Origin of the sequence: Duganella fentianensis (assembly GCF_009857835.1) — a bacterium.
Lineage (GTDB): Bacteria > Pseudomonadota > Gammaproteobacteria > Burkholderiales > Burkholderiaceae_D > Rugamonas > Rugamonas fentianensis.
The window spans coordinates 380,401-404,196 of record NZ_WWCL01000003.1; the positions used below are offsets into that span (position 1 = coordinate 380,401).

General features: G+C 61.6%; 25 protein-coding genes. 9 read left to right on the forward strand and 16 right to left on the reverse strand.

Going from position 1 to position 23,796, the window contains the following annotated elements; all coding sequences use genetic code 11:
* Window positions 1–178 precede the first annotated feature (178 nt).
* Together GTP23_RS14805 and GTP23_RS23030 are read left to right on the forward strand one after the other, a co-directional pair.
* Window positions 179–2,059 (forward strand): potassium transporter Kup, encoded by a 1,881-nt coding sequence (locus GTP23_RS14805; RefSeq protein ID WP_161035866.1) that lies wholly within the window; start codon window positions 179–181, stop codon window positions 2,057–2,059.
* A gap of 139 nt (window positions 2,060–2,198) precedes the next feature.
* Window positions 2,199–3,050 (forward strand): FKBP-type peptidyl-prolyl cis-trans isomerase, encoded by an 852-nt coding sequence (locus GTP23_RS23030; RefSeq protein WP_161035867.1) that lies wholly within the window; start codon window positions 2,199–2,201, stop codon window positions 3,048–3,050.
* A gap of 45 nt (window positions 3,051–3,095) precedes the next feature.
* Here the strand turns inward: GTP23_RS23030 and GTP23_RS14815 are convergent, their stop codons facing one another.
* The 11 genes from GTP23_RS14815 to GTP23_RS14865 form a co-directional block, all read right to left on the reverse strand.
* Window positions 3,096–3,548, reverse strand: a complete 453-nt coding sequence (locus GTP23_RS14815) for a GNAT family N-acetyltransferase (protein WP_161035868.1) — start codon at window positions 3,546–3,548, stop codon at window positions 3,096–3,098.
* Between the two features lie 97 nt (window positions 3,549–3,645).
* On the reverse strand, window positions 3,646–4,071 hold the full coding sequence (locus tag GTP23_RS14820) for an organic hydroperoxide resistance protein (protein WP_161035869.1): 426 nt from the start codon (window positions 4,069–4,071) through the stop codon (window positions 3,646–3,648).
* Window positions 4,072–4,220: 149 nt separating this feature from the next.
* Window positions 4,221–4,607 (reverse strand): type II toxin-antitoxin system VapC family toxin, encoded by a 387-nt coding sequence (locus GTP23_RS14825; RefSeq protein WP_161035870.1) that lies wholly within the window; start codon window positions 4,605–4,607, stop codon window positions 4,221–4,223.
* Window positions 4,604–4,849 carry a type II toxin-antitoxin system Phd/YefM family antitoxin gene (locus GTP23_RS14830; protein WP_161035871.1) on the reverse strand — a complete coding sequence of 82 codons (246 nt, stop codon included), beginning with the start codon at window positions 4,847–4,849 and terminating at the stop codon, window positions 4,604–4,606. Before GTP23_RS14830 ends, GTP23_RS14825 begins: the two co-directional genes overlap by 4 nt.
* Before the next feature lie 110 nt (window positions 4,850–4,959).
* A complete protein-coding gene (locus GTP23_RS14835; RefSeq protein WP_161035872.1) occupies window positions 4,960–6,003 on the reverse strand; it encodes a histone deacetylase family protein in 1,044 nt (347 codons plus the stop codon).
* Window positions 6,004–6,043: 40 nt separating this feature from the next.
* On the reverse strand, window positions 6,044–7,642 hold the full coding sequence (gene gshA / locus GTP23_RS14840; protein WP_161035873.1) for a glutamate--cysteine ligase: 1,599 nt from the start codon (window positions 7,640–7,642) through the stop codon (window positions 6,044–6,046).
* Between the two features lie 164 nt (window positions 7,643–7,806).
* Complete coding sequence (prmC, locus tag GTP23_RS14845; protein ID WP_161035874.1) at window positions 7,807–8,664, reverse strand: peptide chain release factor N(5)-glutamine methyltransferase; 858 nt, start codon at window positions 8,662–8,664, stop codon at window positions 7,807–7,809.
* Window positions 8,661–9,131, reverse strand: coding sequence for a disulfide bond formation protein B (locus GTP23_RS14850; protein ID WP_161035875.1), 471 nt, complete (start codon window positions 9,129–9,131; stop codon window positions 8,661–8,663). The genes prmC and GTP23_RS14850 overlap by 4 nt, the downstream gene beginning before the upstream one ends.
* Window positions 9,132–9,240: 109 nt before the next feature.
* Window positions 9,241–10,317 carry a peptide chain release factor 1 gene (prfA, locus tag GTP23_RS14855; RefSeq protein ID WP_161035876.1) on the reverse strand — a complete coding sequence of 359 codons (1,077 nt, stop codon included), beginning with the start codon at window positions 10,315–10,317 and terminating at the stop codon, window positions 9,241–9,243.
* 86 nt (window positions 10,318–10,403) lie between these two features.
* Window positions 10,404–11,678, reverse strand: a complete 1,275-nt coding sequence (gene hemA / locus GTP23_RS14860; protein WP_161035877.1) for a glutamyl-tRNA reductase — start codon at window positions 11,676–11,678, stop codon at window positions 10,404–10,406.
* Between the two features lie 76 nt (window positions 11,679–11,754).
* The gene (locus GTP23_RS14865) at window positions 11,755–12,444 is read right to left on the reverse strand and encodes a response regulator transcription factor (RefSeq protein WP_161035878.1); all 690 of its coding nucleotides are present in this window, start codon (window positions 12,442–12,444) and stop codon (window positions 11,755–11,757) included.
* A 244-nt stretch (window positions 12,445–12,688) separates the two neighbouring features.
* On the opposite strand from GTP23_RS14865, the gene GTP23_RS14870 reads away from it, so the two are divergent.
* Window positions 12,689–13,198 carry a hypothetical protein gene (locus tag GTP23_RS14870; protein WP_161035879.1) on the forward strand — a complete coding sequence of 170 codons (510 nt, stop codon included), beginning with the start codon at window positions 12,689–12,691 and terminating at the stop codon, window positions 13,196–13,198.
* A 16-nt stretch (window positions 13,199–13,214) separates the two neighbouring features.
* On the opposite strand, the gene minE is transcribed toward GTP23_RS14870, so the two are convergent.
* The 4 genes from minE to metE form a co-directional block, all read right to left on the reverse strand.
* On the reverse strand, window positions 13,215–13,466 hold the full coding sequence (gene minE, locus GTP23_RS14875; protein WP_155435525.1) for a cell division topological specificity factor MinE: 252 nt from the start codon (window positions 13,464–13,466) through the stop codon (window positions 13,215–13,217).
* 2 nt (window positions 13,467–13,468) lie between these two features.
* A complete protein-coding gene (gene minD, locus GTP23_RS14880) occupies window positions 13,469–14,284 on the reverse strand; it encodes a septum site-determining protein MinD (RefSeq protein WP_161035880.1) in 816 nt (271 codons plus the stop codon).
* A gap of 39 nt (window positions 14,285–14,323) precedes the next feature.
* Window positions 14,324–15,097: a septum site-determining protein MinC gene (gene minC / locus GTP23_RS14885; protein WP_161035881.1), complete on the reverse strand. Its 774-nt coding sequence runs from the start codon at window positions 15,095–15,097 to the stop codon at window positions 14,324–14,326.
* Between the two features lie 217 nt (window positions 15,098–15,314).
* A complete protein-coding gene (metE, locus tag GTP23_RS14890; protein ID WP_161035882.1) occupies window positions 15,315–17,699 on the reverse strand; it encodes a 5-methyltetrahydropteroyltriglutamate--homocysteine S-methyltransferase in 2,385 nt (794 codons plus the stop codon).
* A 106-nt stretch (window positions 17,700–17,805) separates the two neighbouring features.
* On the opposite strand from metE, the gene GTP23_RS14895 reads away from it, so the two are divergent.
* The 6 genes from GTP23_RS14895 to GTP23_RS14920 all read left to right on the forward strand — a co-directional run bounded on the left by GTP23_RS14895 (window position 17,806) and on the right by GTP23_RS14920 (window position 23,070).
* Complete coding sequence (locus GTP23_RS14895; RefSeq protein WP_161035883.1) at window positions 17,806–18,714, forward strand: LysR family transcriptional regulator; 909 nt, start codon at window positions 17,806–17,808, stop codon at window positions 18,712–18,714.
* Between the two features lie 280 nt (window positions 18,715–18,994).
* Entirely contained in the window at window positions 18,995–20,173 is a 1,179-nt protein-coding gene (locus GTP23_RS14900; protein ID WP_161035884.1) for an acetyl-CoA C-acetyltransferase, read from the forward strand.
* Between the two features lie 91 nt (window positions 20,174–20,264).
* Window positions 20,265–21,005, forward strand: coding sequence for an acetoacetyl-CoA reductase (gene phbB / locus GTP23_RS14905; RefSeq protein WP_161035885.1), 741 nt, complete (start codon window positions 20,265–20,267; stop codon window positions 21,003–21,005).
* Window positions 21,006–21,135: 130 nt separating this feature from the next.
* On the forward strand, window positions 21,136–22,092 hold the full coding sequence (pip, locus tag GTP23_RS14910; protein ID WP_161035886.1) for a prolyl aminopeptidase: 957 nt from the start codon (window positions 21,136–21,138) through the stop codon (window positions 22,090–22,092).
* Between the two features lie 61 nt (window positions 22,093–22,153).
* The gene (locus GTP23_RS14915; protein WP_161035887.1) at window positions 22,154–22,597 is read left to right on the forward strand and encodes a DUF2721 domain-containing protein; all 444 of its coding nucleotides are present in this window, start codon (window positions 22,154–22,156) and stop codon (window positions 22,595–22,597) included.
* 20 nt (window positions 22,598–22,617) lie between these two features.
* Window positions 22,618–23,070 (forward strand): hypothetical protein, encoded by a 453-nt coding sequence (locus GTP23_RS14920; protein WP_161035888.1) that lies wholly within the window; start codon window positions 22,618–22,620, stop codon window positions 23,068–23,070.
* A 21-nt stretch (window positions 23,071–23,091) separates the two neighbouring features.
* Here the strand turns inward: GTP23_RS14920 and GTP23_RS14925 are convergent, their stop codons facing one another.
* Window positions 23,092–23,673, reverse strand: coding sequence for an SRPBCC family protein (locus GTP23_RS14925; RefSeq protein WP_161035889.1), 582 nt, complete (start codon window positions 23,671–23,673; stop codon window positions 23,092–23,094).
* Window positions 23,674–23,796 lie beyond the last annotated feature (123 nt).

The following is a 23,796-nucleotide window of genomic DNA, read 5'->3' on the forward strand; positions in this document are numbered from 1 at the left end:
GCCGGCCCGGAATCTGCGCATGGGCGCGCTAAAAACGCGCTAAAACTCGCTACTCGCAGGCCAGCGGCGTACACTGTCGATATCGAAATTTCGAACCATTCGTCATGCGAAAATCTCCTTGCCTTTTGCAAATAGTTGGCCTATTGTGCAATGCACCAAAACAACAACAGGTGCAATCTTGACCGAGCATCACAAGAAAAGTAGTCTCGCCGCGCTCACGCTGGCGGCCGTGGGCATCGTCTACGGCGACATCGGTACCAGCCCGCTGTACACCCTGAAGACCATTTTCGATCCCGAACATGGACTGGCGCTTAACGAAGCCAATCTGCTGGGCATCATCTCCCTGATTTTCTGGGGTCTGACTTTCATCGTTTCCCTCAAATATGTCACGCTGGTGCTGCGCGCTGATAACCGCGGCGAAGGCGGGATCATGGCGCTGATGGCGCTGGTGCTCAACTCCGTCAGCAAGGCGGCGCCGCGCTGGAATTACCCGCTGATGCTGCTGGGCGTATTCGGCGCCACCATGTTCTATGGCGATAGCGTGATTACTCCCGCGATTTCCGTGCTCAGTGCGATCGAAGGTCTGGAAGTGGCCGCGCCGGGGCTGGAGCAGTACATTGTGCCGCTGACCATCGTGGTGCTGGTATCGCTGTACGCGCTGCAGCATCAGGGTACGGCCGGTATCGGCCGCTGGTTCGGCCCCATCATGGTGGTCTGGTTTGCCGCGCTGGCGGTGATGGGCGTGGTGAATATCATTGCGGCCCCGCAGATTCTGGCTGCGCTGAATCCCTTCCATGCACTGCGCTTCATGTTTGAAAACCGCATGATCGCCTTCGTGGCGCTGGGCGCCGTAGTACTGGCGTTTACGGGGGCGGAAGCGCTATATGCCGACATGGGCCACTTCGGCAAGTCGCCGATCCGCGCGGCATGGTTTCTGATCGTGTTCCCGGCGCTGGCACTCAATTATCTGGGGCAGGGCGCTTTGCTGATCCTGAATCCGGCTGCGGTGGATAATCCCTTCTTCCAGCAGCTGGGCGCATGGAGCGTGTATCCGCTGGTGATACTGTCCACTGCGGCTACCGTGATCGCTTCGCAGGCGACGATTTCCGGCACCTTCTCCATGACCAAGCAGGCCATTGCGCTGGGTCTGCTGCCGCGCATGCGCATCATGCACACTTCGGCTAGTGAAATCGGCCAGATCTATATCCCAGCCGTGAACTGGCTGCAGCTGAGCGTGGTGCTGCTGGCCGTGGTGGGCTTCGGTTCGTCCGACAAGCTGGCCGGAGCCTATGGTATTGCCGTGACGGCCACCATGCTGGCCACCACTGTGCTGACTTTCTTCGTCACTCGTTATCGCTGGAATCTGCCGCTGACCCTGTGTCTGGCTGCCACCGGCTTCTTCCTGACCATGGACGTGCTGCTGTTCTCGGCCAGTACCCTGAAGCTGTTCCACGGTGGCTGGTTCCCGCTGCTGCTGGGCGCCGTGCTGTTCACCACCATGCTGACGTGGAAACGGGGTCGCGCGCTGGTGTTCCAGAATCTGCAGAAACACGCGATTCCGCTGGAAGATTTCCTGTCCTCGCTGTTCGTGGCACCGCCTACCCGCGTGTACGGCACCGCCATCTTCCTGCGCGGCGAGAGCGATGGTGTACCGCATGCGCTGCTGCATAATCTGTCGCACAACAAGGTACTGCACGAACGCGTGGTGTTCTTCACCGTACACGTGGTGGAAGAACCCTGGGTGCCGGCCGATGATCAGGTGAAGATCACGGAACTGGGCCACCAGTGCTACCAGCTGAATGTGCACTACGGCTTCAAGGACGAACCTGATATTCCGAAGGCGCTGGCCCAGTGCGAACGTCTGGGCATGACCTTCGACATGATGGAGACCTCCTTCTTCATCGCCCGCCAGACGGTGATTTCCACTCCGGGTTCGGGCATGGCCACGTGGCGCGAACACCTGTTCGTGGCGATGTCGCGCAATGCCCGTGGCGCGGCCGACTACTACCAGATTCCGACCAACCGGGTGATCGAACTGGGCACGCAGGTGGAAATTTAAGCCCGCTGGCGTGTTAAAAAGATGTAACTGAATGTAGTGGCCGGGGCGCAAGCCGCGCCGTCTGCTACACTTCTGCTCCGTAATGCCGCTGCGCCGTCAGCGGCGCACGGCTAATAACGAATACTCCTCGAAGGTGATCATGAAATCGACGTTTCAAATTGTGGCGGCAGCGGTATGCGCAGCAGCCCTGACCGCGTGTGGCGGTGCCGGTACGGACAAGACTCCGGTGGCAGCAGTTATTGTGCAGCCTGCCTACAAAGTAACGGAAACGCTGGTAGGCACGGGTACCGTGGCAGCCGCTGGCGATCTGGTCACCATCAATCTGGTGGGCTATCTGTATGACGCCACCAAAGCCGATTTCAAAGGCGCCAAAGTGGAAAGTTCGGTTGATACGGGCAAGCCGGCCGCACCGTTCACGCTGGGCGTGGGCACTGTGGTGACGGGCTGGGACCAGACCATCATCGGCATGAAGATAGGCGGCAAGCGCACGGCCATCCTGCCAGCCAATATGGCTTATGGCGTCAACTCGCGCACGGAAGTGAAAGCCAATGGCATCACCTATCCGGCCATTCCGGCCAACAGCCCGCTGGTGTATGACTTTGAACTGGTGGATGTGACCAAGGGCATTATCCCGGTCGTCGTGCCGCCCCCAACCACGCTCACCAGCGTGGATGTGGTGACAGGCACTGGCACGGCCGCCGCTTCAGGCAAAACCCTGAGCGTCTACTACACCCTGTACCTGTATGACGGCACCAAGCCTAATCTGCGTGGCAACAAGATTGAATCGAATGTGGGCGGTGCCACCTTCGACTTCGTGCTGGGCAACGGTAAAGTGATCCAGGGCTGGGAGCAGGGTCTGGTCGGCATGCTGGCAGGTGGTAGCCGTACCCTGACGATTCCGCCTAGCCTCGCTTATGGTTCCACCCAGCAGGGCAATATTCCGCCTAACTCCACGCTGATCTTCGATATCCAGCTGGTGTCGGTGAAGTAAGCCGTCGCGCGGACGATAAAAAAGGCAGCCTAGGCTGCCTTTTTTTTAGCGCACCATGTCGATGTGCAGGATGCCGTCTTCGTCATACGGCTCGGTGACTTTGCGGAAGCCGTAGCCGCCATAGAATTTTTCCAGATGGGCCTGGGCACCGATGCGGAAGCCATGGCCGGGGTGCAGTGCTTCGGCCAGCGGAATCGCTTTGGCCAGCAAGGTGTGGCCTATGCCGCTGCCACGGCCGGCCTGGGTAGTCAGCACGCGACCCAGCGACATTTCTGCGTATTTCACGCCGGGCGGAACGCAGCGCAGATAGGCTACCAGCGTACGTACGCCGGCGATCTCGCGCCAGGCCATCAAATGGTGGCAGAGCGGATCGCAGCCATCGATGTCGGGATAGAGGCAGGTCTGTTCGAGGATGAACACCTGCTGGCGCTGCAGCAGCACCTGATACCAGTCGAGGCGGGGAATATCGTCAAACGCCAGCCATTGCCATTCAATCATCGCAGCTTCCTGTAGAGGGGAAAGCCTGATTGTAGGGCAAAGGCTGGCGTGATTGAAGCGGCAGCAGCAGGGCGCTGCTGCGCTGTCACCATCCTGCTTAAACGATGGTCAGGGTCACGTCGATGTTGCCGCGGGTCGCGTTCGAGTAAGGGCAGACGATGTGGGCAGCGGCTACCAGTTTCTCGGCCACGTCGCGTTCTACACCCGGCAGCGAGATCTTCAGTTCCACTTCGATGCCGAAGCCCGTTTCGATGGCGCCGATGCCGACGGTGGCGTCGATAGCCACATCAGCCGGTACGGCGATCTTGTCGCGGCCGCCGACGAATTTCAGTGCGCCGATGAAGCAGGCCGAGTAGCCGGCTGCGAACAGCTGTTCCGGGTTGGTGCCCACGGCACCGGCACCGCCCAGTTCTTTCGGGGTGGTCAGTTTCACATCCAGTACGCCGTCCGAGGAGATAGCGCGGCCTTCGCGGCCACCGGTGGATTTGGCATTGGCGCGGTACAGAACTTGTTTGATCGACATGATGGCTTCCTTTTCAGATGAAAGTAAATTGCTTGCGATTGTATAGTGCGCTACTTGATTTTCAGTTCCGGACGTTTTCTCGCGTCCATGGACACAATATACATCGCGCAAAACTAAATAGCAAGCGATTTAATTAACTTTTTTGCAGATCAGATTTTTTGTATCGGGCCGGGGTAGCGGGCCAGCGTAGCGTCCGAAGTGATCAGAGTGAGCTGTTCGACAGTCGCCTGTGCGATCAGGATACGATCAAAAGGATCTTTGTGTATCGGAGGCAGGTGCTCTACTGCGATAGCGTGTGCTCCCGTAATCGCAAGTTCCTGATAATCATGATCCAGTAGTCCCTGTCTTAGCCGCTCTGGTTCAAGCTGAAAGTCGGGGCGTTCCAGACTGCGTTTGATGGCAATTTCCCATAGGCTGGCAGCGCTGTAAAACAGGCGATTGGCCTGATTAGTGATGAGTCTGCGGCTGGATTTGCTGAGCCGGTCGGGATTGCCGGCTATCCATAACAATAGGTGCGTATCCAGCAGCAACCTCATTTTTGCAGACCGAATAGGGTAGAGATGAGGGTGCCACCCATGTCATCAAAGTCATCGGGGACTGCGATCTGGCCTTGAAGAAATCCCAGCCGGCGCTTCCCTGTGTAGGCAGGTTCTATCAGATTGATGATCTTGGCCAGCGGTCTGCCCGCTTTGGTAATGATGACGGACTCGCCTTGGACAGCCAGTTCAACCAGCTCTGTGAGATGGACTTCTGCGTCATGAAGTTCGACGGTGAGCATGGACATTCCCCGTTCGTCGCGATCAATTCAGTCTAGCAGTTTAGCCCCAGATTGCCGGGGCCAGTCCGCGCCTGCCATCTAGTTGATTGATGGAGCGCAAATAAGGCAAGCTATAGCGCCGTCTCGTAGCCTTCCAGCACATTGACCACATTGGTGCCCAGTTCCTTGACGGCGTAGCCGCCTTCGAAAATGAAGGCAGTGGGCAGGTTCAGATAGGCCAGGCGCTCGCCTATGCGCAGGTAATCGGCACTCTGCAACGCGAAGCGCGACAGCGGATCGCCGGCAAAAGTATCGACACCCAGCGACACCACCAGCGCATCGGGCGCGAAGCTACCCAGACGGATGCAGGCGGTTTCCAGCGCGCTGAACCAGCTGGCTGCGCTGCTGCCGGCCGGCAGCGGCAGATTCAGATTGCATCCCTGGCCCGCCCCTACACCTTTTTCATCGGCATGGCCCAGATAGAAGGGGTATTCGTAGCGCGGATCAGCGTGGATGGAGATGAACAGCACATCGTTGCGGTGGTAGAAGATGCTCTGAGTGCCATTGCCGTGATGGTAGTCCAGATCGAGGATGGCGACGCGGCGCGCGCCATCGTCGAGCATGTGCTGGGCTGCCAGCGCGGCATTGTTGAGGAAGCAGTAGCCGCCGTAGAAATCGGCACCGGCGTGGTGGCCGGGCGGGCGGCTCAGTACGAAGGCACTGCGTTCGCCCAGGCGCAGCGCATGGGCCGCATTGACGGCGCAATCGGCGCCTGTCTTGGCCGCCGTCCAGGTGCCGGCCGTCAGCGGCGTGCCGCTATCCATGGAATACAGGCCCAGCTTGGCGCAGAAATTATCGGGTTCGATATCGCTGCGCAGCGAGCGTACGGGCCACACGGCCGGGAAGGCATCCTTGTCGGCATTGGCCGGATCGAGCGCCAGCCAGTCGGCCCAGGCGTGGCGCAGGAAGTGCAGATAGCGCGGCGTGTGGACGCGCTCGAGCGACATCAGCGGCACCCCCTGTGGTGTGACGATGCGCCCCAGCCCGCGCCGCCCCAGCTCGGCCAGCACGCTGTCGACCCGCTCCGGTTTCTCGAAGCAGGGTTTCAGCTCGCCACGGAAGAATTCGTGGCGGCCGCGGTGCTGGGCGTGCAGTTCGTTGTAGAAGGTGAGCAAAGAGGCCTCGCGCAGTCGATGCGGTGATCAAGCCCCTAGTTTAGTCGCATTCGCCGCTGGAGTGGCAGAGATTGCTGGCACGGTAGGCCGCCACATAGTCGTCGAAGGCGATGCGCGGCGCTGCTTCCATGGCGGCCTGTTCGTCCAGCGAGGCCGTGGCCAGCTGGTCGAAGTAAGCGTACTCGTCTGCGTTCGGTGCATGGCTGCGGAAATACTCGGCATGGCGCTGGCTCTGCGCCAGCCCGAAAGCGGCAAACGAATTGCCATGCTCGCGCAGCGCGGCCAGTACTTTGGCCGAAGGCGTGAGGGCAGGATCGGCCAGCTTGGCAGCCTGCTCGGCCAGCGCTGCGCTGTGCACGCTGTCGCCATGGCGGGCGTCGAGCAGGGCCGCTACGGGCGCCATCTGCGCCAGCAATTGCTGGCCCCATTCCTGCAGCGTGACTTCGGCATCGCCGCGGTCCAGCAGCAGGCCGGGACGGCGGCCTTCCTTGACGGTGCGGGCAAAGTTGGCCGTGTGGCGCAGGCCTTCTTCCGGCGTGATGGCGGCGCTGTGCTCGAGCGCGCAGAACAGCAGGAAGGTATCGAGGAAGCGGCCCGCCGTCAGGCTGATGCCTATCGGTTCAAAAGGATCGACATCCATGCAGCGCACTTCGATGTACTGCACGCCGCGCGAGCACAGTGCCTGGATGGGCCGCTCGCCCGTCTGGATCACGCGTTTCGGCCGGATGGTGGCGTAGTACTCGTTTTCGATCTGTAGCACATTGGTGCTCAGCTGTATCCACTCGCCATCGCGTTTGGTGCCCAGCGCTGCATACGGTGCATAGGGCTGGTTGACGGCCTTGGTCAGGGCTGCCACATAGCTGTCCAGACAGTTTTCGTGCGGGCTGAGGCCGGACTGGGCATCGTTCTGATAACCGAGATCGCTCATGCGCAAACTGGTGGCATAGGGCAGGTAGAGCGTGTCGTCCGACAGGGTTTCCAGCTGGTGCGGGCGGCCGCGCAGGAAGCCCGTCTGCAGTGCCGGCGAAGCACCGAACAGATACATCAGCAGCCAGCTATAGCGGCGGAAATTGCGGATGGTGGCCAGATAGGCGTCCGACTGGTAAGCCTTGGTGGTGAGCGGACGGGCCGCCGGTTCGCTGGCGGCCAGCAGACGCCACAGGCCTTCGTCCAGGGAGTAGTTGTAATGGATGCCGGCGATGCACTGCATGGCTTTGCCGTAGCGCAGCGCCAGGCCGCGCCGGTACACATGCTTGAGCATGCCCATATTCGAAGTGCCATACCAGGCGATGGCGATGTCCTGCTCGGCCGGCAGCGTGGCCGGCATGGACTGGCTCCACAGCAGTTCCTGGCCCAGCTTGCTGTAGGCATAGCGGTGTATGCCATCGAGCTTGGCGAGCGTGCTAGCGATGTCGGCTTCGGCCGGCGTGATGAATTCCAGCAGGGTCTCGGCGTAATCGGTGGTGATCTGCGGATGCGTCAGGGCCGAGCCCAGTGCCAGCGGATGGGGCGTGCTGGCCAGATGGCCGTGGTCGTCCACGCGCAGGGTTTCGCGTTCGATGCCGCGCAGGCCACCCAGCAGCGCGTGGTGCTCAGGCTGGGCCAGCAGGGCCAGACGGCGAGTCAAGGTTGGAGACACTCGGTTTTCCTTTCGTTTGTGCAGCAGGGTGACGGCTGCATCGCAAATCAGCGATGCGCAGCGAGATTAACCGAAAACGCGAAATCGTGTTGGCAAGCGCCCCATTTCAGGGCAGTGCGCGGGTCGTGCGCAATCCGCTGGCTAGTGTATCAAATGCGCGCGGCTCAGGCAGAAAGGGCGGGCATGGCCAGCCGGCCGCCGCTGACGCGGGCTATGCCGGCCAGATCCTGCCAGCTCTGCACCTCGAGATAGCCGTGCTGGGTCAGGCAGGCGCGTACGGCCTCGGCCTGGTCGTAGCCGTGTTCGAGCAGCAGCCAGCAACCGTCATGCAGGTGCTGGGCGGCACCGGCGATGATGGTGCGCAGTGCCGTCAGACCATCGGCAAAATCGGTCAGGGCGCCGCTCGGTTCGAAACGCAGGTCGCCCTCGCCCAGATGGCGGTCGCCACTGGCGATATACGGCGGGTTGGAGACGATCAGATCGTAGCGCGGCTGGTGCGCCAGGGCGGCAAACCAGTCGCTGCGCAGAAAATTGATGTGGCAATGGTTGTGCGCTGCATTGCGGCCAGCCACTTCCAGCGCCTCGGCGCTGACGTCCAGCGCTGTCACGGCCGCATCCTTGCGGCTATGGGCGATGGCCACGGCAATGGCGCCGCTGCCCGTGCCCATGTCCAGCACGCGGCCTTGCGGCGGCAGGCGTTCCAGCGCCAGTTCTACCAGCAGTTCGGTATCGGGACGGGGGATCAGGACGGCGCTGCTGACTTCGAACGGCAGGCCGAAGAATTCGCGCTGGCCGACGATGTAGGCCACCGGCTCGCCGCGCAGGCGGCGCTGCACCAGCGCACCATAGCGCGCCGCTTCCTCGGCGCTCAGCGTGCGCTCGGACTGGGTAATCAGGCTGACCCGGCTGACATCCAGCGCGTGGCACAGCAGTATGCGGTTGTCGAGCGGATCGAGCAGCGCCTGAACCTGTGCAGCGGCCAGGCTGAGGCCGGCGCGTATCTCGTCCGTACTGCGTATCATGCGTGACGGCGGCGCAGCAAGACCCAGCCCAGTGCCAGCGTGACGGCGGCAAAGCCGAGGAAGGACCACTGCGGGATGGACAGGCCGAGGAAAGGCGCGGTGGCGTCTTCGCACAGGCCGTCGGCACGGAACAGGAAAGGCAGATAGGTGGCAGCCGGCAGTTTATTCAGCACGGTTTCCATCGGATCGATGCCACAGGACAGGCCCGGATGGGCCAGCACGTACAGATGCTTGCCAGCCGTGCCCAGACCGCCGAGCGCGCCCAGCAGGCCCAGGCCCGTGTAGAACACCGGCTTGCGGTAGGCGCCCACCAGCGTGACGATGCCGATGGCAAGGAACAGATAGCGCTGGATCACGCACAGCGGGCAGGGCAGCATATCCAGTACGTGCTGCAGGATCAGCGCGACGGCCAGCATGGCGAAACTGAAGGCGGAAATAAGCAGCAACGGTGTACGCGATGGGTTCATAAATAAATCCGGTTGAGGGTTCAAATATAGTATGAATGATTCTCGCACAGAGTTGCCAATTCCGCCTTATTTCTTGCTTATGAAGGTAGACGGCAGGCAGGCTGGGTGATCAGTCGCCCAGGGCGGCCAGCTGTTCGGCCTGATGTTCGGCGGCCAGTGCATTGGTCAGTTCGGTCAGGTCGCCATCCATGATGAAATCAAGCTTGTACAGCGTCAGATTGATGCGGTGGTCCGTCATGCGGCCTTGCGGGTAGTTGTAGGTGCGGATACGTTCGCTGCGGTCGCCCGAACCGATCAGGCTCTTGCGGGTGGCCGCTTCCTTCGATTGCTGTTCGCGCAGCTGCACGTCTTTGATGCGTGCAGCCAACACTTTCAGCGCTTGCGCCTTGTTCTTGTGCTGCGAACGGTCATCCTGGCACTCCACCACGATGCCGGTCGGCAGGTGGGTAATCCGTACGGCCGAATCGGTTTTGTTGATGTGCTGGCCGCCGGCGCCGGAAGCGCGGAAGGTATCGATGCGCAGGTCGGCCGGATTGATGTTGACGTCTTCCACTTCGTCCGCTTCCGGCATCACCGCCACCGTGCAGGCTGAAGTGTGGATGCGGCCCTGGGTCTCGGTGGCCGGCACGCGCTGCACGCGGTGGCCGCCCGATTCGAACTTGAGCTTGGAATATACGCTGTTGCCCACCAGCCGCACGATGACTTCGCGGTAGCCGCCCAGATCGGACGGCGACTCGGACACCACCTCCACCTGCCAGCGGTTGCGTTCGGCAAAGCGGGTGTACATGCGCAGCAGGTCGCCGGCGAACAGGGCCGATTCGTCGCCGCCCGTGCCGGCGCGGATTTCGAGGAAGATGTTGCGCTCGTCATTCGCATCTTTGGGCAGCAGCATTTTCTGCAGCGCCAGTTCCAGCTCGGCCAGACGGGCTTTGGCCGCATCGATCTCGTCCTGGGCGAATTCCTTCATGTCGGGATCGGACAGCATCTCCTGCGCCGTGGCGATATCGCCCAGTGCCTGCTGGTAGTCGTGGTAGAGCGCCACCAGCGGGCCCAGTTCCGCGTGTTCGCGCGTCATCTTGCGATAGGCGTCCATATTGTTGGTGGCGCCTTCGGACATCAGCAATTCATCGAGCTCGGTCAGGCGGTTTGCCAGTTGATCGAGCTTGGCCAGCATGGAGGGTTTCATAGCGAATTCGTAAGTTGGGGTAGCAGTGTGAAGTAGCGGCGCCGCCGCAGCGGGCAGCCGTGCAATACAGCGATCGCGCAGGTGCGCTAACGGCGGCCGCGGAACAGCTGGGGCAGCAGGGCAGCCAGATGGGCGCGCTCTTCGCCTTGCGCGCGGTGCAGCGCCTGCTGCGGGCCGTGCATGAACTTGGCCGTGAGTCCTTTGGACAGGGCTTCCAGCACGGCGTCGATATCCTCGCCTTTGGCCAGCATGCGACGGGCGCGCTCGAGTTCCAGCTGGCGCAGGGCTTCGCCGTTTTCGTGCAGGCTCTGGATCACTGGCACGACCGCACGGTCATCAATCCAGTGCATGAACGATTGCACGCGGGTTTCGATGATGGCTTCGGCCTGTGCCACGGCGGCCTGACGGTTTTCCAGCCCCGTCTGCACCACCTTGCCCAGATCGTCCACCGTGTAGAGGAAGGCGTCGTTGAGACGGCCCACTTCCGGTTCGATATCGCGCGGCACGGCCAGATCGACCATGAAGATGGGCTTGTGGCGACGCGCCTTGATGGCACGTTCCACCATGCCCAGACCGATCAGGGGCAGCGAGGAAGCCGTGCAGGAAATCACGATGTCGTACAGGTGCAGCTTGTCCTGCAGCTCGGCCAGACGGATGGCCTGCCCGCCGTAGCGGTGGGCCAGCTGTTCACCGCGTTCCAGCGTACGGTTGGCCACCGTGATGCTGCGCGGATTTTGCGCGGCAAAGTGGGTGGCGCACAGTTCTATCATTTCGCCGGCGCCGATGAACAGCACATTCTGTTCCGAAATCTTGTCGAAGATGCGCTGCGACAGGCGTACGGCGGCAGCCGCCATGGACACGCTGTGGGCGCCGATTTCCGTGGTGCTGCGCACTTCCTTGGCGACCGAGAAGCTGCGCTGGAATAGCTGGTGCAGATAGGTGCCCAGACCACCGGCTTCGTCGGCCGTGCGGATGGCATCCTTGATTTGGCCCAGAATCTGGGTTTCGCCCAGCACCATGGAGTCCAGCCCCGAGGCCACGCGGAAGGTGTGGCGCACGGCATCGTGCTGGGGCAGCATGTACAGGTGGGGGCGCAGTTCGCCGTAATTAACTTTGTGGAAGTCGGCCAGGAACTGGGCACCGGCGTCGAGCGGATCGGGCGCATGGCTGGCCGCATACAGTTCGGTGCGGTTGCAGGTGGACAAAATCGCCGCTTCATCGCTGCCGCGCTGGTCCAGCCGCTCGAACCACGCACGGGCCGAACGCACGGCAGGACCAAGCTGGTCTGGTGCGAACGCCAGCCGTTCGCGCAGGGCGACAGGGGCGGTATGGTGGTTGAGGCCGACGGCAAGCAGCTGCATTGCAGATCCGAATGTTGATTTACCGGACATTATACCGTGTAGTGGCTAGGAGCTGATCATAGCGCCCCCGGCGGCACTAGCCGCCCAGTTTCTCCAGCCGGTAGCCATAGCTGTAGACGGGCACGAGACGGTAGCCATTTTCCGGTTTCAGGGCCAGTTTATTGCGCACGCGGGAAACGTGGGTGTCCATGGTGCGCGAAGGCACGGCGCTTTCCTTGACCCACACGGCTTCATGGATGTACGCGCGCGACAGGGGCCGGCCGATGTTGCGGAAAAATAACAGCGCGAGCGCGAATTCCTTTTGCGTCACGTCCAGCACGGTGCCTTCCATGAGCAGGCGGCCAGGCCGAGTTTCGAACAGATACTGGCCGAATTGCAGCTGTTCGGCGCCGTTCTGGGCCGGATAGGCGCGCCTGAGCAAAGCTTGCACGCGCGCCACCAGTTCGCCACGGCGCAGCGGTTTGATCATGTAATCGTCGGCGCCGGCATCGAGGCCGGCCACGATATCGTCTTCGCCCGAGCTGGTGGTGAGGAACATCACGGGGGCGGCATCGGGCAGTTTTTCGCGCGCCCGGCGCAGCACTTCGGCCGCGCCCAGATCCACCACCTGCCAGTCGAGTATCAGCATGTCGTAACTATCCTTGCGCAGATGCTGCAGGGTGTCTTTGGCATTCTGGTAGCCGTGGCAGGTGTGGCCGACCGAGCCCAGCACCTGACAGATCAGGTCGGACTGGCTGCGGTCATTGTCGAGTACGGCGATTCTCATCCGGCTGCCTGTTGCAATGAATTAAGTGTAAGTCACTCGGAATATAACAGGGATACGCAAAAAAGCTGGTCAAACTGGGTGAATTTTTTTCGTCAGGGAATTACTATTTTCTTGATAGAAAGTGATCGCCGTAGCGCGTGCGCGGCCACGATGAATACAAGGTACACTGGAAAAAGATGGTTTTCAATGAGAAAGTTGTAGATCAGAAACAGAATGATGCTGCAACGAGCGCTCTGGAGTCAGCATGACAACACAGCAACAGCAAACCTGGCCGCTCGCGCGTGCCACGCCGGATAAGGTGGCGCAGCTGCGCCAGCAATGCCGCCAGCTGGTGAAACGGCGTGCCCTGCTATCGGCCGGCGTGGCCGCCATCCCCGTGCCGGGACTGGACGTGGTTTCGGACCTGCACCTGTTCACCCGCCTGATCGACGATATCAATCAGGCGTTCGGCCTGACCCCGGCCCAGATCGAAGGCTTGCAGCCGGAATACCGCATGCTGGCCTATGAAGCGGCGGTGGGGGTGGGCGGCATGCTGGTGGGAAAACTGATTACGCGGGAACTGCTGGTGCCGCTGCTGCAGCGTAGCGGAGTGAAACTGGTGGCGCGACAGGCCGGCAAACTGGTGCCGCTGGCGGGGCAACTGGCGTCGGCGGGGATAGGCTTTGCCGTATTCCGCCACATCGGCAACCAGCATGTGGAAGCCTGTGCGGCGGTGGCGCAGCAACTGGTGACGGCCGGTGCCGGCCGTCCCTAGCGGGCGTAACGCGGACTTAAGCGTCCGGCAGCACCACGTTGACGTCCAGAACTTCCAGATTGCCCTGGCGGTCGAGCGAAATCTTGATGTCGTCCGCGTTCACCTTGGTGTACTTGGAAATCACGTCGATCAGCTCTTTATGCAGGGCCGGCAGGAAGTCCGGACCGGCGCGGCCATTGCGCTCGCGGGCGATGATGATCTGCAACCGCTCCTTGGCCGCCGTGGCGGTTTTCGGTTTTTGCGGGAACAGGAAGGAAAGCAGTGCCATGATTACTTGCTCCCGAAAATACGCTGAAGCAGGCCGGGCTTTTCATAGGTGGTGAAGCGCAACGGCAATTCCTGGCCGAGGAAGCGCGACACCACGTCTTCATAAGCTTCCGCTACATCAGTGCCTTTGAAATGGATGGCCGGATTACCCTGATTCGAAGCGTGCAGGACCGATTCCGATTCAGGAATGATGCCGATCAACGGTATGCGCAGTATTTCCTGCACATCTTCGTAGGACAGCATTTCGTCCGCTTCTACGCGTTTCGGCGAGTAGCGGGTAATCAGCAGGTGTTCCTTGACCGGTTCGCCGCCAGTCTGGGCGCGGCGCGATTTGGCCTGGATGATGCCCAGAATACGGTCCGAATCGCGTACCGACGATACTTCCGGATTGGTGACGATGATGGCTTCGTCGGCGAAGGTCAGCGCCATCAGCGCGCCGTGCTCGATACCGGCCGGCGAATCGCAGATGATGAACTCGAAGCCCATGGTGATCAGTTCGGCCAGTACGGCTTCCACGCCGTCTTCCGACAGTGCATCCTTGTCGCGCGTTTGCGACGCCGGCAGGATGAACAGGTTGTCGCAATGCTTGTCCTTGATCAGGGCCTGGGTCAGGGTTGCCTCTTTATTGATCACATTGATCAGGTCGTACACCACACGGCGCTCGCAGCCCATGATCAGGTCGAGGTTACGCAGACCGACGTCGAAGTCGATCACGGCAGTCTTGTGGCCGCGCATGGCCAGACCGGTGGAGAAGCTGGCGCTGGAAGTCGTTTTACCGACACCGCCCTTGCCGGACGTTACAACAATAATTCTCGCCACAAAAATTCCTTTTCAGAGAGTGGATACGCCAGCGCGTGCTTAGGCGCGGGTTGCTGAATTGACAGATAGTATATCGATTCGGTCGCCGTTGAGGCGAATTTGCGCAGGGGTGCGTGCATATTCAGCGGGGAAACCGTCTTCAAATGTGCGGTAAACGCCGGCAATGGAGACTAACTCCGGCGCCATGCCCATAGCAAAGATACGTGCGTCGGGGTTGCCCGAAGCGCCGGCCAGCGCGCGACCGTTCAAAGTGTTGTAGACGTGGATACTGCCGTCGGCAATGATTTCCGCGCCATTGTTGACCACCGCCGTAATCACCAGATCGCAGCCGCGCGCATAGATGCGCTGGCCAGCCCGTACCGGGGTGTCGATGATCATCACGCGGGCGCCGCCGGGGATGGCTTCGCTCGCGGCCGGCGCGGGCGCAGGTGCTGGCGCTGGCGCCGGTGCAGCTGCCGCTTTTTTAGGCGCTTCCGCTTCGCTGCGCTGGGGTGCGGCGGTTTCCAGGCTGAGGCCGTGGGCGGCAATCGCGCCGCCCATTTCCGGCGCAGCATTGCGCACGGCGACGGGGTTGAGGCGGTATTTCTTCAGCAGGGCGATCAGGCCGCCCCAGTCGATGTCTGCGCCGCCGGCCGGCAGCGCGCCGACGTCGATCACGGCCAGATCATCTTCGAAAAAGTCGGTGCTACCGCCGGTCATTTCGGCCATGGCGGCGTCGAGCGCCAGACGGTCGGAGGTGGCCAGGATGGCGGACACGGCGACGACAGTGGAAATCTTGATTTCTATGGGCTTTTGAAACTGGCTCTTGGACATGGGCGACACAGTGATGAGGTTAAGCCCGCGTGGGCTCCAGCATTCTACTGTGGAAAACGGCCGCTGGGGAGGGCAAGGCCAGCAAATGCGCGGCTTTCAGCGCGATCCGCCCGGATCGTGGCGATCCGGGCGGGCTGGGGCGCTAGCCGCGTAATGACGGCCGCGTTGCGCGGCCGTGCCGTGCGGCCGCCGCCTGAACAGGCCGGATTTGGCCGGATCAGGCCGGCGCCAGCTCGGCGCGCAGCTGGCGTGCCGCCGCCACCATATTGCGCAGTGCGCTTTCCGTCTCGGTCCAGCCGCGGGTTTTCAGGCCGCAATCGGGATTCACCCATAGGTTGGCCGGTGGCACCACGCTGGCCGCCCGCTGCAGCAGGCTCACCATTTCCGCCTGCGCCGGCACGCGCGGGCTGTGAATGTCGTACACCCCGGGGCCGATCTGGTTAGGGTAGGGGAAGCGGCGCAGCGCCTGTAGCAATTCTGCATCGGAACGGCTGGTTTCGATGGTGATCACATCGGCATCCATGGCAGCGATCTGGGGCAGGATTTCATTGAACTCCGCATAGCAGATATGGGTGTGGATCTGGGTCGCATCGGCCGCGGCGCTGGCGGCAATGCGGAAGGCGCGGGTGGCCCAGTCCAGATAGGCGTCCCAGCGGCTGCGCCGCAGCGGCAAGCCTTCGCGCACGGCCGGCTCGTCGATCTGGATGATGGCGATGCCGGCCTGCTGCAGGTCGGCCACTTCGTCGCGGATGGCCAGTGCCAGCTGCAGCGCGGTATCGCGGCGCGGCTGGTCCTCGCGCACGAACGACCATTGCAGGATGGTGACGGGGCCCGTCAGCATGCCTTTCACGGGCTTGTCGGTGAGGCTCTGGGTGTACACCGTCCAGTCCACCGTCATGGCTTGCGGGCGGCGCACATCGCCGAACAGAATGGGCGGTTTGACGCAGCGCGAACCGTAGGATTGCACCCAGCCATGGCTGCTGAACAGGAAGCCTTCCAGCTGTTCGCCGAAATATTCCACCATATCGTTGCGTTCCGCTTCGCCGTGCACCAGCACGTCCAGCCCCAGCGCTTCCTGCCGCTGCACGGCGTCGGCGATTTCGGCGCGCATGCGTTGCGCATAGGTTGCGCTGTCGAGTTCGCCGCGCTTGTAGGCAGCGCGGGCGGCGCGGATGGCCGGCGTTTGCGGGAAGGAGCCTATGGTGGTGGTGGGGAAGGCGGGCAGCTGCAGTCTGGCCTGCTGCTGCGGCTGGCGCAGGGCAAACGGCGACGGACGCTGGTCGGCGTCGGCCGGCAGGGCGGCCAGACGGGCGCGCAAGGCAGGCTGCTGCAGGCGCAGGCTGTGGGCGCGGCTGGCCAGTGCAGTGCGCGATGCTGCCAGCGCGGCCGGATCGGCCGCGCCTTGCAGAGCTTGCTTGAGCACGGCCAGTTCCGCCAGTTTTTCATGCGCAAAGGCCAGCCATGGCCGTACTTCCGGGTCCAGTTGCGGTTCGGCGGCCAGCGTGTAGGGCACGTGCAGCAGCGAGCAGGAGGTCGACAGCCACAGCTTGCCCTGGCGTTTGGCCAGCAGCGGCTGCAGCATGGCCAGCGCTGCATCGAGGTCGCAGCGCCAGATGTTGCGGCCATCGACAATGCCGACCGACAGCACTTTATGCACGGGCAGCCAGTCGGCTATGCTGGTCAGTTCGTGGGCCGCGCGCACGCCGTCCACATGCAGGCCGGCCACGGGCAGGCGGCAGGCCAGACTGAGGTTTTCTTCCAGCGGCGAGAAATAGGTGGCCAGCAGCAGCTGGGCGCCAGCCTGATTGAGCTGCCAGTAGGCTGTTTCGAAGGCGCTGCGCCAGGCCGGCGGCAGGTCCAGACCGAGGATGGGTTCGTCGATCTGCACCCAGCTCACGCCCTGCTGCTTGAGGCGGCTGAGCAGGGCGCCGTACACGGGCAGCAGGCGCTCCAGCAGTTCCAGCCGCTCGAATGGCTGGGTGCCACGGACTTTGCCCAGCCACAGGAAGCTGAGCGGCCCCAGCAGCACAGCCTTGACGGGATGGCCCAGTGCCTGCGCTTCTTCCACTTCCTCGAACAGGCGCCGGCTGGCCAGCGCAAAGCTGGTCTCGGCGCTGAATTCGGGCAGCAGATAGTGGTAGTTGGTGTCGAACCATTTGCTCATTTCCAGTGCCGCATCGGCAGCGGGGGCACCGTCCTGCGCTTCATGCTGGCACTGGCTGTGGCCACAGCCGCTGCTGTGGCCTGGCGCCGGAGCCGTGGCGGCGCCGCGCGCCATGCGGAAATAGCGGCTCAGTTCGGACTGCTGGGGGCTGAAGCCGTAGCGCGCCGGTTCGCAGCCGAGCAGCTGGATGTGGTTGGCCACCTGATCGTAGTAGGCGAAATCGCCCACGCTGACGAAATCGAGCCCGGCCAGACGCTGTTCTTCCCAGTGGCGCGCGCGCAGCTGGCGGCCCACGGCCTGCAGGGCCGCTTCGTCGATCTCGCCGCGCCAGTGGCGCTCGAGGGCAAATTTGAGTTCGCGTGCGGCGCCCATGCGCGGATAGCCGGGTACGTGGCTGAGGATGGTAGTGGTGGCAGTAGGATTGAAAGTAGTTTGCATAATGTTGTCATAAGCATTTCATATTGGTGCGCTAAAGTGTGCGGCATTCCGGTCTATAATAAAAACGAAAGATTTTGCGGCTTAACATGAATATTTCTAATAGACCATGCTAGAACTTCGACACTTACGCACCCTGAGTGCCCTGCGTTCGGCTGGCAGCCTGGTCCGTGCAGCACAGCTGCTCAACCTGACCCAGTCTGCTTTGTCACATCAGATCAAGTTGCTGGAAGATCGCTACGAGGGACCGTTGTTTGAGCGCAAATCGGTACCGATCAGCTTCACGGCCACGGGCGCCCGGCTGTTACAGCTGGCCGATCTGCTGCTGCCGGAAATCGAACTGGCCGAGCGCGATGTGGCCCGCCTGACCCAGGGCGATACGGGCCAGCTGCGCGTGGTACTGGAATGCCATACCTGTTTCGACTGGCTGATGCCGGTGATGGATGAATTCCGCCGCCGCTGGCCCGATGTGGAAATCGATCTGGTGTCGGGCTTCCACAGCGAACCGGCCGACCTGCTGCGCACGGGCGCGGCCGATCTGGTGATAGGCTCCAACTACGGCGCCGAATTTGCCACCTTCCCCCTGTTCCGCTTCGAAATTCTGGTGGTGATGGCGCAGAAGCACCGGCTGGCTGCCCAGCGCCGCCTGCAGGCGGCTGATTTCAAAGGCGAAACCCTGATCACCTATCCCGTGCCCGAACAGCGCATAGACCTGATCCGCGAAGTGCTGAAACCGGCCGGCATACAGGTGGAACGCCGCACGGCCGAACTGACGGTGGCCGTGCTGCAGCTGGTGGCCAGCCGGCGCGGCATCGCGGCGCTGCCTAACTGGGCCATCAAGAATTACGTCGATTACGACTACGTGATCGCCCGCCCCATCGGCGAAGCCGGCCTGTGGAGCGACCTGTTCGTGTCGGTTCCCCCCGCCCAGCAGCACAAGGCCTATGTGCGCGATTTCGTCCATGTGATACGCGAACAGTGCGCCAGCTCGCTGGACGGTATCAAATTATTATCGTGACAAAAAGTTAGCGATTATTCAAAATATTTCAGGAATGCTTGATGCGTCTCAAGGAATGCGTGTAATCCCGCGCTTACGATGAACGACGTGCTTATCTTGGCATGCTTGCTGCTAGAGAAGAGCTAGACAGATTCCGGTATTTCTCGCGGCGCCGCAGCATCGAAACCCTGCACGATGGTGACGCCGGGGCGTATGATAAAAGTTCATGTTTTTGGCTCTTGTTGTTTGCTCATGATGTTGCTCAACCTCGCTGGCTGCTGCCGGCACATTGGAGAATCAAATGAATGATGTAGTTATCGTGGCCGCTGGCCGTACTGGCGTAGGTAAATTCGGTGGCTCGCTGGCCAAGACTCCGGCTGCCGAACTCGGCGCACACGTCATCAAGGGCCTGCTGGCCAAAACCGGTCTGGACGGCAATCTGGTGAGCGAAGCCATACTGGGCCAGGTGCTGACGGCCGGCGTGGGCCAGAATCCGGCCCGTCAGGCCGTGATCAAGGCTGGCCTGCCGAACACGGTGCCGGCTTTCACCATCAACCATGTGTGCGGTAGCGGCCTGAAGGCCACCCATCTGGCTGCGCAGGCCATCAAGGCTGGTGATGCCGAGATCGTCATCGCCGGTGGTCAGGAAAACATGAGTGCTTCGCCGCACATCATGAACGGTTCGCGCGACGGCTTCCGCATGGGCGACTTCAAGATGACCGACAGCATGATTGTCGATGGTCTGTGGGACGTGTACAACCAGTACCACATGGGCACCACGGCCGAAAATGTGGCCAAGAAATACGATATTTCGCGCGCCGAGCAGGATGAATTCGCCCTGCAGTCGCAGCTGAAAGCGGAAGCCGCGCAGAAAGCCGGCAAATTCAAGGATGAAATCCTGCCGCTGGAAATCGTCCAGAAGAAGGGCAGCATCGTGTTCGATAGCGATGAATACATCAAACCGGGCTCCACCATCGAAGCCCTGTCCGGCCTGCGTCCGGCCTTCGCCAAGGATGGCAGCGTTACGGCTGGTAATGCGTCCGGCCTCAACGATGGCGCGGCCGCCGTGATCATGATGTCCGAAAGCAAAGCCAAAGAACTGGGCCTGCCGATCCTGGCCAAGGTCAAAGCCTATGCTTCGTCCGGTATCGACCCCGCCATCATGGGCATGGGCCCTGTCACGGCTGCCAAGCTGTGCCTGAAAAAAGCCGGCTGGACGCCGGACGATCTGGATCTGATGGAAATTAACGAAGCCTTCGCTGCCCAGGCTGTGGCCGTGAACAAGGAAATGGGCTGGGATACCAGCAAGATCAACGTGAACGGCGGCGCCATCGCCATCGGTCACCCGATTGGTGCGTCGGGCGCCCGTATTCTGGTCACGTTGATCCACGAAATGGTGCGTCGTGACGCCAAAAAAGGTCTGGCCTCGCTGTGCATAGGCGGCGGCATGGGCGTGGCGCTGGCGATCGAACGCGCGTAAGCCAGGGACGGTATCACCGGGTTGCGGCCCCTACGCCGCAGCCCGGATTTTCTGTGTTGATTTTTTGTGTCAATTTAAGAGGGGACGAGAAATGGCAAGAGTTGCATTAGTAACCGGTGGCATGGGTGGTCTGGGTGAAGCCGTATGTTTCAAACTGTCGGCACTAGGCTATACCGTCGTCACGACGTATTCCCCCGGCAATACCAAGGCAGAACAATGGCTGGCCACTACCCGTGACCAGGGCTACAACTTCCGCGCCTACCCGTGCGACGTGGCGGATTATGATTCCGCCCAGACCTGCATAGCCGCCATCGAGAAAGACATCGGCCCGATCGATGTACTGGTGAACAACGCCGGTATCACGCGCGACATGACTTTCAAGAAAATGGATAAACCGAACTGGGACGCCGTCATGGCCACCAATCTGGATTCCGTCTTCAACATGACCAAGCCCGTCTGCGACGGCATGGTCGAGCGTGGCTGGGGCCGCATCATCAACATCTCTTCCGTGAACGGCCAGAAAGGTGCTTTCGGCCAGACCAACTACTCGGCGGCCAAGGCCGGTATGCACGGTTTCACCAAGGCGCTGGCGCTGGAAGTGGCGCGCAAAGGCGTGACCGTCAACACCATTTCGCCGGGCTACATCGGCACCAAGATGGTGATGGAGATCCCGCAGGAAGTGCTCGACTCCAAGATCATTCCGCAAATTCCTATGGCCCGTCTGGGCAAGCCGGAAGAAGTGGCCGGTCTGGTGGCTTACCTGTCGTCGGATGAAGCGGCGTTCGTAACCGGCGCCAACATCGCCATCAACGGCGGCCAGCACATGTCCTAAGACGGACAGGCCGGGGGCGCAAGCCTCCTGCACAGCGGGCGCGAGGCGGCTTTTACGGCGGCATCGCGCCCGTAGTTTTTTCCGGCCGGTTTTTTTCGTACAATCTGCTATCGCCGCCATGAGGATAGCCATGTCTGAATTGAACTCGCCGCTGTTTCCACCTATCACGCCTAGCCGCCACGGCATGCTGGCGGTGGATGAACTGCACACGATTTACTGGGAAGAAGTGGGGAATCCTGCCGGCATACCCGTGATTTTCCTGCACGGCGGCCCCGGTGCCGGCCTGTCGCCCCAGCACCGGCGCTTTTTCGATCCGCAACAGTACCGCGTGATCCTGTTCGACCAGCGCGGCGCGGGCAAATCGCTGCCGCTGGGCGAATGCCGCCGCAACACCACCCAGTTGCTGATCGAAGATATCGAACGCCTGCGCGTGCAGGCCGGCATTGATCAGTGGCTGGTGTTCGGCGGCTCCTGGGGGTCGACGCTGGCGCTGGCCTACGGCGAAGCGCATCCGCAACGCTGCCTCGGCTTCGTGCTGCGCGGGATTTTCCTCTGCACCCAGCGCGAAGTGGACTGGTTCCTGCATGGCGCGCGCTGGTTCCATCCTGAAATCCATGAGGAATTCATTGCCCACATACCCGAAGCCGAGCGCGGCGATCTGCTGCAAGCCTATCTGGCCCGCATCATGGACCCCGATCCGGACGTGCACCTGCCTGCCGTACGGGCCTGGAGCCGCTTCGAAGGGCGCCGCGTGTTCCTGCTGCCGCAGCCGGACGAAGCGTCATCCGATGCGCTCGATCTGGGCGTGGGCCGGCTGGAAGCCCATTACATGGCCAATCTGGGCTTCTTCACGGAGGAACAGCTGCTGCGCCAGATCGACCGTATTGCCCATCTGCCGGCAGTGATCGTGCAGGGCCGCTACGATGTGATCTGCCCGCCCGTGACGGCATGGCAGCTGCATCAGGCCTGGCCCGGTTCGGTGCTGAAAATGGTGGCCGATGCCGGCCATGGCGCCATGGAGTACGGCATTTCGCAGGCGCTGGTGCAGGCAACCGAGCAGTTCAAACGGCAGCGCCGCTTCGACTGAAGCCCCGCCCGCCGTGCTGGCGGGCTGTTACACTAGCGTTACCTCACTACTCATTGTTTCCATGAATATACAAGTTGGCGACGTAGGCCATATCATCCAGCTAGCGATTGCGCCGGTTTTCCTGCTGACGGGGGTATGTACCAATCTGATGGTACTGACCAACCGGCTGGCGCGCATTATCGACCGCTCGCGTGTGCTGGAAGACCGCCTCGATGTGGGCTATAGCGACGTCTACCTGAACGAACTGGACGTGCTCTACCAGCGTTCGCACCTGATCAATTCTTCGATCACCCTGTCGACTGCCTGCGGGCTGCTGATCTGTCTGGTGATTGCCATGCTATTCCTGGGCGATATCACCAATATCGCACTCGACAAATATATTGCGGGCATGTTCGTGGTGGCCATGCTGGCGCTGATCGGTAGCTTCTGCTATCTGCTGCGCGAGATTTTCATCGCCTCGGCTTCCATGCGGTCGCACCGCCACGTGCGCCGCCCGCTCAAATAACCTCACCAGTAAGAGTTTTTATGCACGACTACCAACGTCCCCCCACCCTGTACCGCTACGGCATCCACGAAGATCTGGAGCTGGCGCTGACGCAGGGCCAGTTCATCCTTACACCGGCGGCCAGCTGCCTGACGCTGAGCTTCTCGCAAGTGTGGGAGCCCAGGCTGTTTGAACTGTTTGCTGCCGACAGCTGCCTGATCATCCATAACACGGAAGAATTCGGCGAGCGTGTACACCGCGCCGTGCAGCGCGCCCTGCCCAGCTGGGCGGGTATCGATGGTGCGGTGGAATATGGTGTGCGCGCGGCGCTGGGCGCAGCCTTCAGCAAGACGGCGGCCGAAGCGCCGGAGCAGGAATGGCAGTTTGCATGGCGCGCCATGCAGGCCAATCTGAGCCTCAATCCGGTGCTGATCAAGGTTGGCAGTCTGGAAAACTTCGCCGAGCTGCGCAAGCGCGATACCTATCTGGCCTGATTTTCAGGCCTGGCCCGCATATCAGCGGGCGTCGTCGCGCCGGTCCAGCCGGGCCAGCACGGCGCCCATCATGCGCTCGATATCGCCGCGTACCATCTTGGCCCCGAGGATGCCGGGCACATAGAAGTTCGGCATCAGGCGGCCGCTGTACACCACCTTGGTGCCGCCCGTTTCCGGCACGGGGATCAGCTCCCAGTGGGATTCGTAGTGCTTCATATCGCCCGAGACCAGCGCAATGTCGATAGACGACATGGGCTGTTCGGTGGCGCGCACGATCAGATGGATGGCCCGCGTCATGAACAGGAAGCGGGCCACGCCGAATTGTTCGATCACCACTTCATTGCCATTGCGCGACAGGACTTTGCACGACTCCATATCCGGCACGAAGTCGGCCATGCGTTCATAGTTGGTCAGGGTTTTCCACACGCGCGGCAGCGGCGCCGAGACGGTGCCGGTGGCATCGACTTCATACATTTTCTGGCCGTCGATTTCGATGCGGTTGACCGAGACTTCCAGCTTGGGCAGTTCCGGGCGCGCCGTCTGCGCCTGCACCAGCGGGGCCCAGCTCACGGAAAACAACAGAAACAGAAAGAATCGCGTCATCGTGTCAGCGTAAGGGAAAGGGGTGCAGAATACAAGTGCGCGAGCACACGCTCACGGCTATTCCACCTCTTGCGGGGGGACTTTAGAAGCCCGGATCTAGAGATTTGGGTTTTAATGCCGTGA

Bases quoted from the DNA above. Each gene is read 5' to 3' on its own strand.
- GTP23_RS23030 (WP_161035867.1), top strand. From the start codon at position 2,199: ATGAAATCGACGTTTCAAATTGTGGCGGCAGCGGTATGCGCAGCAGCC.
- GTP23_RS14815 (WP_161035868.1), bottom strand. From the start codon at position 3,548: ATGATTGAATGGCAATGGCTGGCGTTTGACGATATTCCCCGCCTCGAC.
- GTP23_RS14820 (WP_161035869.1), bottom strand. From the start codon at position 4,071: ATGTCGATCAAACAAGTTCTGTACCGCGCCAATGCCAAATCCACCGGT.
- GTP23_RS14825 (WP_161035870.1), bottom strand. From the start codon at position 4,607: ATGAGGTTGCTGCTGGATACGCACCTATTGTTATGGATAGCCGGCAAT.
- GTP23_RS14830 (WP_161035871.1), bottom strand. From the start codon at position 4,849: ATGCTCACCGTCGAACTTCATGACGCAGAAGTCCATCTCACAGAGCTG.
- prmC (WP_161035874.1), bottom strand. From the start codon at position 8,664: ATGATACGCAGTACGGACGAGATACGCGCCGGCCTCAGCCTGGCCGCT.
- GTP23_RS14850 (WP_161035875.1), bottom strand. From the start codon at position 9,131: ATGAACCCATCGCGTACACCGTTGCTGCTTATTTCCGCCTTCAGTTTC.
- prfA (WP_161035876.1), bottom strand. From the start codon at position 10,317: ATGAAACCCTCCATGCTGGCCAAGCTCGATCAACTGGCAAACCGCCTG.
- hemA (WP_161035877.1), bottom strand. From the start codon at position 11,678: ATGCAGCTGCTTGCCGTCGGCCTCAACCACCATACCGCCCCTGTCGCC.
- GTP23_RS14865 (WP_161035878.1), bottom strand. From the start codon at position 12,444: ATGAGAATCGCCGTACTCGACAATGACCGCAGCCAGTCCGACCTGATC.
- GTP23_RS14870 (WP_161035879.1), top strand. From the start codon at position 12,689: ATGACAACACAGCAACAGCAAACCTGGCCGCTCGCGCGTGCCACGCCG.
- minE (WP_155435525.1), bottom strand. From the start codon at position 13,466: ATGGCACTGCTTTCCTTCCTGTTCCCGCAAAAACCGAAAACCGCCACG.
- minC (WP_161035881.1), bottom strand. From the start codon at position 15,097: ATGTCCAAGAGCCAGTTTCAAAAGCCCATAGAAATCAAGATTTCCACT.
- metE (WP_161035882.1), bottom strand. From the start codon at position 17,699: ATGCAAACTACTTTCAATCCTACTGCCACCACTACCATCCTCAGCCAC.
- GTP23_RS14895 (WP_161035883.1), top strand. From the start codon at position 17,806: ATGCTAGAACTTCGACACTTACGCACCCTGAGTGCCCTGCGTTCGGCT.
- GTP23_RS14900 (WP_161035884.1), top strand. From the start codon at position 18,995: ATGAATGATGTAGTTATCGTGGCCGCTGGCCGTACTGGCGTAGGTAAA.
- phbB (WP_161035885.1), top strand. From the start codon at position 20,265: ATGGCAAGAGTTGCATTAGTAACCGGTGGCATGGGTGGTCTGGGTGAA.
- pip (WP_161035886.1), top strand. From the start codon at position 21,136: ATGTCTGAATTGAACTCGCCGCTGTTTCCACCTATCACGCCTAGCCGC.
- GTP23_RS14915 (WP_161035887.1), top strand. From the start codon at position 22,154: ATGAATATACAAGTTGGCGACGTAGGCCATATCATCCAGCTAGCGATT.
- GTP23_RS14920 (WP_161035888.1), top strand. From the start codon at position 22,618: ATGCACGACTACCAACGTCCCCCCACCCTGTACCGCTACGGCATCCAC.
- GTP23_RS14925 (WP_161035889.1), bottom strand. From the start codon at position 23,673: ATGACGCGATTCTTTCTGTTTCTGTTGTTTTCCGTGAGCTGGGCCCCG.